The organism is Pseudoalteromonas sp. SWYJZ98, from assembly GCF_015864495.1.
Taxonomy (GTDB): domain Bacteria; phylum Pseudomonadota; class Gammaproteobacteria; order Enterobacterales; family Alteromonadaceae; genus Pseudoalteromonas; species Pseudoalteromonas distincta.
On record NZ_JADYXA010000007.1, the window covers coordinates 148,404 to 157,471 of the forward strand.

General features: G+C 38.6%; 8 protein-coding genes. All 8 read right to left on the minus strand.

Features of this window, described 5'->3' with window-relative positions; genetic code table 11:
• Window positions 1-241: 241 nt before the first annotated feature.
• Entirely contained in the window at window positions 242-1,798 is a 1,557-nt protein-coding gene (locus tag I6F10_RS07690; protein ID WP_197098686.1) for a SulP family inorganic anion transporter, read from the minus strand.
• Window positions 1,799-1,927: 129 nt separating this feature from the next.
• Window positions 1,928-2,386 (minus strand): Lrp/AsnC family transcriptional regulator, encoded by a 459-nt coding sequence (locus tag I6F10_RS07695; protein WP_002960703.1) that lies wholly within the window; start codon window positions 2,384-2,386, stop codon window positions 1,928-1,930.
• A 106-nt stretch (window positions 2,387-2,492) separates the two neighbouring features.
• Window positions 2,493-3,134, minus strand: a complete 642-nt coding sequence (locus tag I6F10_RS07700) for an MBL fold metallo-hydrolase (RefSeq protein WP_197098687.1) — start codon at window positions 3,132-3,134, stop codon at window positions 2,493-2,495.
• A 1-nt stretch (window position 3,135) separates the two neighbouring features.
• Window positions 3,136-4,953, minus strand: a complete 1,818-nt coding sequence (locus I6F10_RS07705) for a M14 family metallopeptidase (protein ID WP_197098688.1) — start codon at window positions 4,951-4,953, stop codon at window positions 3,136-3,138.
• Between the two features lie 441 nt (window positions 4,954-5,394).
• Entirely contained in the window at window positions 5,395-5,754 is a 360-nt protein-coding gene (rplT, locus tag I6F10_RS07710; protein WP_002960711.1) for a 50S ribosomal protein L20, read from the minus strand.
• 15 nt (window positions 5,755-5,769) lie between these two features.
• Window positions 5,770-5,970 carry a 50S ribosomal protein L35 gene (gene rpmI, locus I6F10_RS07715; RefSeq protein WP_002960713.1) on the minus strand — a complete coding sequence of 67 codons (201 nt, stop codon included), beginning with the start codon at window positions 5,968-5,970 and terminating at the stop codon, window positions 5,770-5,772.
• A 211-nt stretch (window positions 5,971-6,181) separates the two neighbouring features.
• Window positions 6,182-6,742 (minus strand): translation initiation factor IF-3, encoded by a 561-nt coding sequence (gene infC / locus I6F10_RS07720; RefSeq protein ID WP_002960714.1) that lies wholly within the window; start codon window positions 6,740-6,742, stop codon window positions 6,182-6,184.
• Window positions 6,743-6,801: 59 nt separating this feature from the next.
• Window positions 6,802-8,712, minus strand: a complete 1,911-nt coding sequence (gene thrS, locus I6F10_RS07725; RefSeq protein WP_197098689.1) for a threonine--tRNA ligase — start codon at window positions 8,710-8,712, stop codon at window positions 6,802-6,804.
• Between the last annotated feature and the right edge of the window lie 356 nt (window positions 8,713-9,068).

Genomic DNA, 9,068 nt, shown 5'->3' on the forward strand with positions numbered 1-9,068 from the left:
TTTACTCCGTATGGTTAAAACTAATTCCATAAAATAGGCGTTTGTTATTTTTATTATTTTTACCTATGTAGGGCTAATTTTCACAAAATTAGGTAGTCTTATTATATAGATTTATGAGTTTGCATAGCACTACAGCTTGCCTTGCTTTTTAAGAGTCTTACCGCAAACAAATAGTCGAGACACTAAAAAAGCGAAAGGTTATCCGCCTTCCGCTTTTTAAATATCAATAGCCTTGTGTAAATTAAGCTAGTTTATCTGATGCTACTTTGTAGGTTGGATCTTCAATCACATTCACTTCAACTAAATCTCGTGCTTTATGAAGCAACTGCGTACAGTCTTTACTTAAGTGACGTAAATGAAGTTGTTTACCTGCTTTTGTGTATTTGTCAGCAAGTGTATCAATTGCTTCTATTGCACTGTGGTCAGATACGCGGCTGTGTTTAAATTCAACAATCACATTTTTAGGATCATTTTTCACATCGAATAACTCAGAAAAGTTTTTAACAGAGCCAAAGAATAACGGGCCATGTAGTTCGTACACCTTAGCGCCTTCCTGATCAATGTAGTTAGTTGTATATATCTGCTTCGCATGCTGCCAAGCAAAGACTAGAGCCGATACAATAACACCCACACATACAGCAATCGCTAAATCAGTAATAACAGTCACGCCCGACACAAGAACAATTACAAATGCATCAGATAATGGTACGCGCTTCATCATTTTAAAGCTTGCCCATTCAAATGTACCAAGTACTACCATAAACATAACACCAACAAGTGCAGCTAATGGGATCATTTCAATTAAGCTAGAGGCAAAAATAATAAAACCAAGTAGCATAAGTGCAGCGCTTATACCTGATAAACGAGAGCGACCACCTGAATTTATATTGATCATTGATTGACCAATCATTGCACAACCACCCATTGCACCAAACATACCGCAGGTAATATTTGCAGCACCTTGACCAATACATTCTTTATTACTATGACCACGGGTTTCTGTAATCTCATCAATTAAGCTAAGCGTTAATAAAGATTCAATTAAACCAATAGCCGCTAAAATAAGTGCATAAGGAAAAATAATTTGTAGCGTTTCGAAAGTAAACGGTACCATAGGAATATGAAATTCAGGTAAGCCGCCAGCGATTGTTGCAGCTTCGTCGCCTGTCATTCCTTTTAAGAAATCTAATACTGTATGCGCCTCTAAATCAAACCCAATCACTAATCCAGTTACAGTTACAATAGCAACTAGAGATGAAGGCACTGCTGTAGTCAATTTTGGCAAAAAGTGGATTATTGTCATGGTTAATGCAACTAAGCCAAGCATGATAAATAATGGATTACCTGTCATCCATTCTTGTCCGCCCATACCGTCTGGCACTTTAAACTGCCCTAGCTGAGCTAAAAATATAACAATTGCTAACCCGTTTACAAAACCAAGCATTACCGGATGAGGAACCATACGGATAAACTTACCGAGCTTAAATACACCCGCGAGAATTTGCAGTATTCCCATCAGCAACACAGTTGCAAATAGATACTCAACACCGTGATCAAGCACTAAACTTACCATGACAACAGCTAGTGCACCGGTTGCACCTGAAATCATACCAGGGCGACCACCAAAAATAGCCGTAATTAAACCAACGATAAACGCGGCATATAGACCAACCAAAGGTTCTACATTTGCAACAAATGCAAACGCAACTGCTTCTGGGACTAAGGCTAACGCCACAGTTAATCCAGATAGAATATCGTTTTTAGCAGAGCTAGGCGCCCTACTGAGTAAGTTAAACATTGAGGTCCTCAAATGGTGTAATGGGTATCAAAAAAAGCGCTAAATTCTACCAAATTAGCGCTCAGTTAACAATTGTCATTATGTGGTTAAGCTAAACTAAAAATGGTTTAGCTTTTAAAAGAAGTGCTTTTACAAAGGAAGGGAAGTACTGCGTTTTACACATGTCATTGTTACATTAGAATGTACTTCTTGGACGTATTCTAAGCTTAGTAAATTATCGCGCACAAAATGCTCATACCCTTCTATGCCTTGTGAAATTATGCGTAGCATAAAGTCCATGGTACCAGCCATAGTGTAACACTCTGTTACCTCGTCGTAGCTCATGATCAGCTTTTCAAACTCAGCAAGATTCTTTTTACCGTGATTTGATAAACGCACATGTGCATATACAAGCATATCAAAGCCAAGTTTTTTCTCATCTAAAAGAGCCACTTTGCTTTTTATATAACCATCTTGCTCTAGCTTAGCGATTCGACGCCAGCATGGAGATTGAGACAAGCCTACTTTATCTGCAATTTCTGCGGTTGATAAACTAGCATCTTGTTGTAAAAGTGCCAATATTTGGCGATCTACGTGATTTAGAGACATTTTATTTCTTATTTATCAAATAAACTGGTTAAATTATACAGCCATTTTAAAACTCAGTCTGCTTATTTTTAATGTTTATGCAGTTTGTAAACTTAAAATAAGCAACTTAACCAAACTTACCACTTACAAAAGGATTTGTTTTCTTTTCAAATCCCACCGTAGTGTCGCTACCATGTCCTGCCAGTATTTTAGTATTATCAGGTAAGGTTAAAATATGCGTCTTAATCGACTCTATAAGTTGTTCACTGTTCCCCTTAGGGAAATCAGTGCGCCCTACTGAGCCTTTAAAAATAACATCACCTACAATAACGCACTCATAGTCTGGTTGATAAAACACTATATGACCGGGTGTATGCCCCGGGCAATGTTTAACTAAAAAGCTAAGTTTACCTACGCTCACGGTATCGTTATGGTTTAGCCAAATATCCGGATAAAAAGGCTCAATGGGTTTAAACCCGAACATTTGTGCTTGCATAGGTAAGTTTTCAAACCAGAAGTACTCCTCTTTTTGTGGGCCAATAATTTGTACGTTAAATTGATTACGTAAAATATCAGCCCCACCCACATGATCTAAATGCCCGTGCGTTAACCAAATAGCACTTAACGCTAGTTTATGCTCATTAAGGACCGTTATTATTTTATCAGTGTCGCCACCTGGGTCGATAACCACAGCGTGTTTAGTTTCGCTACACCAAATAATACGGCTGTTTTGTGCAAAGGCAGTTACAGGTATAGTTATGATTTCCATATTAAATTTCTTTACTTTTTTGATCTGGAATAACAACTTCTTCTTCGAATGACATAAGTATTGGATACTTTAAGTACGCTTGATCATAAAATGGACTTTGCTCATATAACCAGTTTAATCGAGCTTCTGCGTCACTCGCGAATGATTTATCTTTAAGTTTTTCATCAAACTTAAGCGCAAGCTTTGGGTTATCTTTTAGCATTTGGCGTGCATAAGGAATTAGCGCATAGTTTTCCATATATTCAGTACGCTGAAAAATAGTATTAAACTCACCCCACGCAAAAAATGAATCAGGTGCTTCCGGGTGCAATAAATGAACTGCTAATTCACCTGCTTTTTGTTGAGTATTGACTTGATACCAACCATCTAAATCTACATTTATAGCAGGGACGTAATCAAAAGTTGCTGATACTCTAAAACGCCCTTCAAATGGTGCTTTATCAAACGTGTAGTCTGCCACCTTTGCAACTTTCAAAGGCTGTGTGTTTGCCCCTTCAAGTTTATTAATAGAGACACCATGTAACTTTAGTTTTTCAATAATGTTGCTATATACAGGCGGAATAAAAAAAGCTTTAGGTACTTCAACTGTATGTTGTACATCTTTTTGCCAATAAATAGGTAAGTCAGTATATGTATGTTCTTTACCCAAATATTTCACTTCATTTTGGCCTGAGAGCGCATTCATGCTTGATGAATATTCAATGCCTTTAAACTGCGCAATCGTATCAGCTTGCTTGGCATAGCCACGCTTTACTATTAACTGTTTAGGAACAAATTCTTGTTCTTTTTTAACTGCATTAGCTAATTCATGACTGTGCTTTGATAGCGCAGTAATAGCACCATCTAAAAATACATAAGTTCCCAATACACGTTGCTTGTAAGGCTTCAATGAATGATTTTCGATTAAAATAGTTGGCAATGACTTTAAATCCCCCCAACCATTTGAAAAACGTGGCGTAGCAACCCAGCCCGCTAACCCTTTTTTAAAGTCGCGCTTGTCCATAACAAAAACAAGTGGTCCTGGGGTGTGTCCTTGCTTCGCTAGCGTATCGTCAATAAGAGGTTTAAAAAACTGGTTTAATGTATCTGATACCGCAGGCGATTCGCTCGAAAATACCGGATTGTAACCATAAGTCACATCGTATTGGTAATCTGCGCCGTCAGTAACGTGTACATCAATGTATAAATTTGGGTTGTAATCGTTAATAACCTTTAAAACACTTCTAACTTCTGGGGTATCTAATTTAGTAAAATCACGATTTAAATTAAGGTTATTAGCATTTGTTCTAAAGCCCATTTTTGCAGGGCCCCGTTGATTAATGCGATTGAATGCACTGCTACGTTCGTGGCCATCTACATTTAAAATAGGAATAAATAATATGTTTACCTTTTTTAAAATGTCACGGCGCTTACCCGTCGCTATATCTCTGAGTAACATGAACATGGCATCTTTACCGTCTATTTCCCCAGAATGTATTCCTGCCTGAATAAAAATAGTTGGCTTAGTGCTATTAGCCATTTGCCTTGCTTCAAAAAAACCTTGCTCACTGGCAATTAGCATTTTTATTGCACGCTTACTATTACTATAGCCAATGGTTTGAGATTGAAACTGAGTAGGGTTTGCAGCAACTAACCTATCTACAAATGCCATTGTATTTGCATAATCGGGCGACGCTTCACCTGCAGATAACTCGAAGTCAGTAGTTAACGGCCCTTGTTTTTGTAAAAGCTCTACGCTTTTCCCCTGCCACTCAATGAGTGGAGGTAAGTGTGCGTCATACGCCACACTTGCAGATAAAATTAGTAAACTTGCAAACATAAAATTCTCTAACAAACGCCTTAATTATATAAATTATATCAACTAAATTTTTTATAATGAGGAAACTGCGGTGATTCAACAAAAAAATGCAGCCAAATACATCTCACTCATTCGCACCTGTATTTTTAGGCTTTATAACCTTATTAAATATTATACCAATCCGCAGTAATACTTAATCATTTTGCGGGGCTAAACATGTCGCTACCTGCGTTAAAAAACTCTCATTTACGACTGCATGGATGCAGAAGGTAGAGCAATGCAGAAGCAATTGCCGAGAACAACTAAATAGCGAATTTTTTGCCTAGCTATCAATACGTTTTTACGCTCTCAAAATAGATCCTTTAATTAATCGAATTGGTATTACTCATTGGTTTAAGTTACTAAATTACAGGCACAAAAAAAGGAGCCATAGGCTCCTTTTTAATACTTATATAAAAAAGCTTAAGCGGCTAGGCCTTCTTTTGCTTTTTCTACAAGCGCTGCGAATGCAACTTGGTCGTAAACAGCGATATCTGCAAGGATCTTACGATCGATTTCTACAGAAGTCTTTTTAAGACCATTGATAAAACGGCTGTAAGACAGACCATTTTGACGTGAAGCAGCATTGATACGTGCAATCCATAATTGACGGAAAGTACGTTTCTTCGCACGACGGTCACGGTAAGCGTATTGACCCGCTTTAGTAACAGCCTGGAAAGCTACGCGGTAAACACGTGAACGTGCTCCGTAGTAACCTTTTGCTTGTTTTAAAACTTTTTTGTGACGTGCACGTGCGACAACGCCGCGTTTAACTCTTGCCATTTCTAAAAACCCCTATTAAGCGAACGGTAACATACGTGAAACTAGACCATGGTCATTTTTATGAACCATCATCTTAGGACGTAGGTGTAACTTACGCTTAGAAGTTTTCTTAGTCAGAATATGACGAAGATGCGCTTGTTTACGCTTGAAACCGCCAGAAGCAGTCTTTTTGAAACGCTTAGCAGCGCCACTGTGACTTTTTAGCTTATAAGCCATTGCAATAACTCCAATTGTATTGCTTTTAAATTAGTAAGCAGGCGTGAGATATATTGCTATAGCTCCACTTTTAGGCCTGACTTACTGCCATGTTCCGGTGAAGACCCAACATAAATGCCGCAATCTTACTTTAAAACCGGTTAACTCAGGTGAATATTCGCATATTGCTTGCAGACCTGAGCTAATTTCGGTGCGTATTATCGCTTAAAAATTATTTTTTAGCAACAGGCGCCATCATCATAACCATTTGGCGGCCTTCAACACGATTTGGGAAAGACTCAACTACTGCAAGCTCTTCTAAATCGGCTTTGATACGGTTTAATAATTCTATACCAATTTCTTGGTGAGCCATTTCACGACCACGGAAGCGGATAGTAATCTTAGCTTTATCACCAGCTTCTAAGAACTTACGTAAGTTGCGAAGCTTAACCTGATAATCACCTTCATCCGTACCAGGACGGAATTTGATTTCTTTTATCTGGATTTGCTTTTGCTTCTTCTTCTGCTCTTTTAGTTCTTTGCTTTTTTCAAAGATGAACTTACCGTAGTCCATGATTCTACAAACAGGCGGCTCAGCGTTTGGACTGATCTCAACAAGATCAACACCCGCTGCATCGGCCATAGTTTGCGCGTCTTGTAATGACTGAATTCCAGCTTGTTCGCCTTCAATGTCAATTAAACGAACTTCTTGCGCTGTAATTTCTTCGTTAATACGATTTTTTTGAGCTGTTTGTTGCCCTTTCTTGCCGCCTCTAATAGTACGTTCCTCCAAGAATATCAATAATATAAGCGTGTAAATGGCTGTTTGTTCATGCCTTACACGCTCGATTTTTACTGTCGATTTTTAATTTCTTCACTAATTTTAGCTACAAAATCATCAACATTAAATTTGCCAAGGTCTTCACCTGTGCGAGTACGCACTGCTACTTCTTGTTGTTCAACTTCTTTATCGCCAACAACAAGTAAATATGGAATACGCTTCAGTGTATGCTCACGGATTTTAAAGCCAATCTTCTCATTTCTCAAGTCAGCAGCGGCTCTAATTCCAAGTTTATTTAATTTTTGTACAACTTCTTTAACATAAGGAGCCTGTTTATCGGTAATATTCATAATTACCACTTGCTTTGGTGCAAGCCACGTCGGGAATAAACCAGCGTACTCTTCAGTTAAAATGCCAATAAAGCGTTCAATAGAACCTAAAATAGCACGATGTATCATTACAGGTGTACGACGCTCGTTATTTTCTGCTACATAAGTAGCACCTAAACGACCCGGTAATGCAAAGTCTAATTGCACTGTACCACACTGCCACGCTCTGTCTAAACAATCGTACAAAGTAAATTCAATCTTCGGACCGTAAAACGCGCCTTCGCCCGGAAGATAATCAAATTCAATATCGTTTAGCTTAAGTGCATCAGCTAAAGCAAGCTCTGCTTTATCCCACATATGGTCTTCACCAATGCGTTGTTCTGGGCGAGTAGATAGCTTAACTACAATCTTCTCAAATCCGAATGTTTCATATGTATCATAAACCATCTTAATACACGATGACACTTCGTCCATTATCTGCTCTTCAGTACAGAAAATGTGAGCATCATCTTGTGTAAAGCCACGTACACGCATTAAACCGTGTAGTGCACCTGATGGTTCATTACGGTGACAACAACCAAATTCAGCCATACGAAGTGGTAAATCACGGTACGATTTTAACCCTTGGTTAAAAATTTGCACGTGACCAGGACAGTTCATAGGTTTAATTGCGTATTCACGTTTTTCAGACTCAGTGGTAAACATTGCTTCTGAATATTTTTCCCAGTGACCTGATTTTTCCCAAAGTGAACGGTCCATCATCATTGGACCTTTTACTTCTTCGTACTCATATTCGCGTAATTTTTCACGTACAAATTCTTCAAGCTCGCGGTAAATGCTCCAACCATCGTTGTGCCAAAATACCATGCCTGGTGCTTCTTCTTGCCAATGCCATAAATCAAGCGCTTTACCAATACGACGGTGATCGCGTTTTTCAGCTTCTTCAAGGCGCTTTAAATACGCTTTAAGTTGCTTTTTATCGCCCCACGCGGTGCCATAAATGCGTTGTAGCATTTTGTTTTCTGAATCACCACGCCAATATGCACCCGCCACTTTCATTATTTTAAAGTTTTGGCAAAATTTCATGTTAGGAACGTGAGGTCCACGACACATGTCTACATATTCTTCGTGATGATATAAACCTGGGCGGTCATCTTTAGCGATGTTTTCGTCCAGAATTTCTATTTTGTATGTTTCGCCACGCGCTTCAAATGTATCGCGTGCTTCTTGCCAGCTTACTGTTTTTTTCACTACGTCGTAGTTGGTTTTTGCAAGTTGCAGCATACGCTTTTCAATTGCTTCAAGATCATCTTGTGATAATGAGTGTTCCATATCGATATCGTAGTAAAAACCGTTATCAATGGTAGGACCAATTGCCATTTTTGCGTCTGGGAAAAGTTGCTTAACTGCATGACCAATTAAGTGAGCACAAGAGTGACGAATGATTTCAAGGCCGTCATCGTCTTTAGCGGTAATGATCTCAAGACGAGAATCTTCACAAATTTTATCACATGCATCAACACGGTCGCCATTTACACGGCCCGCAATGGTCGCTTTAGCTAAACCAGGACCAATGTCGTTTGCAACATCAAGCGTGCTTACAGGGTTTTCAAAACTACGTTGACTTCCGTCTGGAAGAGTAATAACTGGCATTATAAATCCTTGCTACAGTGGTGACACCTACAATGTATCACGTGTATTTTTAATAAATTAAATGAGAATGACTCGACAACGCTTTTACGAATAAGCATTGACTAATATATGTAGATGAGGAGTCTATTCAACTACAAAGATATATTGTCGCGTGCCGCGCATTTAATTACAAGTTTAAAGGGGTGAAATCCACCCGTTTTATCCACAAAATGTAGCTTTTAAAGCAAAAAAATCAGTAACTATTCAGCCTCATCTGAAATGAATATATCAGGCAGCTGATTTTTGAATAATAACTCAAGGGCTAGGCTTGCAGATACATATTGTTTTCTGCAAGTCGATAAATAGCTTCTCAGCAA

Bases quoted from the DNA above. Each gene is read 5' to 3' on its own strand.
- I6F10_RS07690 (WP_197098686.1), bottom strand. From the start codon at position 1,798: ATGTTTAACTTACTCAGTAGGGCGCCTAGCTCTGCTAAAAACGATATT.
- I6F10_RS07695 (WP_002960703.1), bottom strand. From the start codon at position 2,386: ATGTCTCTAAATCACGTAGATCGCCAAATATTGGCACTTTTACAACAA.
- I6F10_RS07700 (WP_197098687.1), bottom strand. From the start codon at position 3,134: ATGGAAATCATAACTATACCTGTAACTGCCTTTGCACAAAACAGCCGT.
- I6F10_RS07705 (WP_197098688.1), bottom strand. From the start codon at position 4,953: ATGTTTGCAAGTTTACTAATTTTATCTGCAAGTGTGGCGTATGACGCA.
- rplT (WP_002960711.1), bottom strand. From the start codon at position 5,754: ATGGCAAGAGTTAAACGCGGCGTTGTCGCACGTGCACGTCACAAAAAA.
- rpmI (WP_002960713.1), bottom strand. From the start codon at position 5,970: ATGGCTTATAAGCTAAAAAGTCACAGTGGCGCTGCTAAGCGTTTCAAA.
- thrS (WP_197098689.1), bottom strand. From the start codon at position 8,712: ATGCCAGTTATTACTCTTCCAGACGGAAGTCAACGTAGTTTTGAAAAC.